This window comes from Streptomyces sp. NPDC127092, from assembly GCF_042722475.1.
GTDB lineage: Bacteria > Actinomycetota > Actinomycetes > Streptomycetales > Streptomycetaceae > Streptomyces.
The window spans coordinates 1-559 of the sequence record NZ_JBHXFE010000289.1; the positions used below are offsets into that span (position 1 = coordinate 1).

Below are 559 nucleotides of genomic sequence, written 5' to 3' on the forward strand. Positions count from 1 at the left end.
CCCCCGGTCCAACTCAAGGTGCGCACCCCGGACGACTTCTTCGTGCGCGAAGAGAACGAGTGGCCGCTGGCTCGGACCGAGTGGACCCGCTTCTACCTCGATGCCGACTCCGCGTCGCTCGTCCGAACCACGCCCTCGACAGAACAGAACGTGACATTCAAAGCCCGCTCGGAAGGGGTCATGTTCAAACTGCCAGTCCTCGAAGAGGAACTCGAGCTCACCGGACCGGCGGCTCTGAAGCTGTTCGTCTCGTCGACGACGGCCGATGCCGATCTGTTCGTGACCATGCACCTGTTCGATCCCACCGGTACCGAGGTCCTGTTCCCCACTGCGTTCGAACCGAACGGGCCCCTCGCACAGGGATGGCTGCGAATGTCGCAGCGGACACTTGATGAAGACCGGTCGCTGCCTTATCGGCCATGGCACGCGCACACCGAGACAGCCCCACTGGCTCCCGGTACCGTGTACGAATCCGATGTAGAAATCTGGCCATTCTCAATCGTGGCGCCGGCCGGATACCAAATCGGATTGTCGATCCGCGGCCAGGACTACGCCCATG

General features: G+C 62.4%; 1 protein-coding gene. It reads left to right on the forward strand.

Annotated elements, in window-relative coordinates; genetic code table 11:
- Positions 1-18: 18 nt before the first annotated feature.
- Positions 19-559: CocE/NonD family hydrolase C-terminal non-catalytic domain-containing protein (locus ACFWJO_RS39750; RefSeq protein ID WP_386873175.1), on the forward strand; the 541-nt coding region annotated here is incomplete at its 3' end.